Here is a 608-nt window from a genome sequence, read left to right as displayed (position 1 = left end):
TGCGGTCGGTTTCGTCGCCGGCGGTTTTGCTTCCGGCGCCGCAGCAGCTTCCGCCGTCGGGCTCGACGGCTTTTGGTTTTCCGCTGCTTTCGGCAGGGGTGCCGGCAAGTTCTCGACCGACGGCTGAGCCGGTTCGGCCTCCGCCGGCTGCGAGACTTTCGCCTGGTTGTTTTTGGCCAGGCTCTCTGAAGGGGCAGGCGGTGTCGGCTCGGATTTCTGTCCGGTCTCTACTTGCGCCTGTTTCTGGGCGGTCTTGTCTTGCGGTTGCGGCGCAGCCGACAGGGCAGGCTGTGTCGGCTTCTGCTCAGTCTCGGCCTGCTTCTGGACCGGTTGTGTCGTGTCTTGCGGTTGCGGCAGAGCCGGAGCGGCAGGCTTTGCCGGCTCAACGGTGGCTGAGCTGTCCGCCTTCGGTTCTTCCGGCTGCGGTTCGGCCGGCGTCTATTTCAGCGGCGCGTTGGTCACTCCGCCCGCCGTTGAAAAGCCTGGGCCTCTTACGCCGAAGCCGGCGGCAAAACCCGTCGCGGAAGCGCCCAAGCCGGTAGCGGAGGCACCGACGCCTCAGCCAGAAGCACCGCAACCTCGGCCGCAAGCGCCGGCCGCCGCCAGGA

At 67.3% G+C, this 608-nt stretch carries 1 pseudogene; it reads left to right on the top strand.

The features are described from left to right. Positions 1-388: 388 nt before the first annotated feature. Positions 389-608 (top strand): annotated as a pseudogene (locus tag EOA60_RS38575) (hypothetical protein); the annotation flags it as partial.

It is taken from the genome of Mesorhizobium sp. M1A.F.Ca.IN.020.06.1.1, assembly GCF_004023265.1.
Lineage (GTDB): Bacteria > Pseudomonadota > Alphaproteobacteria > Rhizobiales > Rhizobiaceae > Mesorhizobium.
This window is presented reverse-complemented; position numbering and strand designations above follow the sequence as displayed.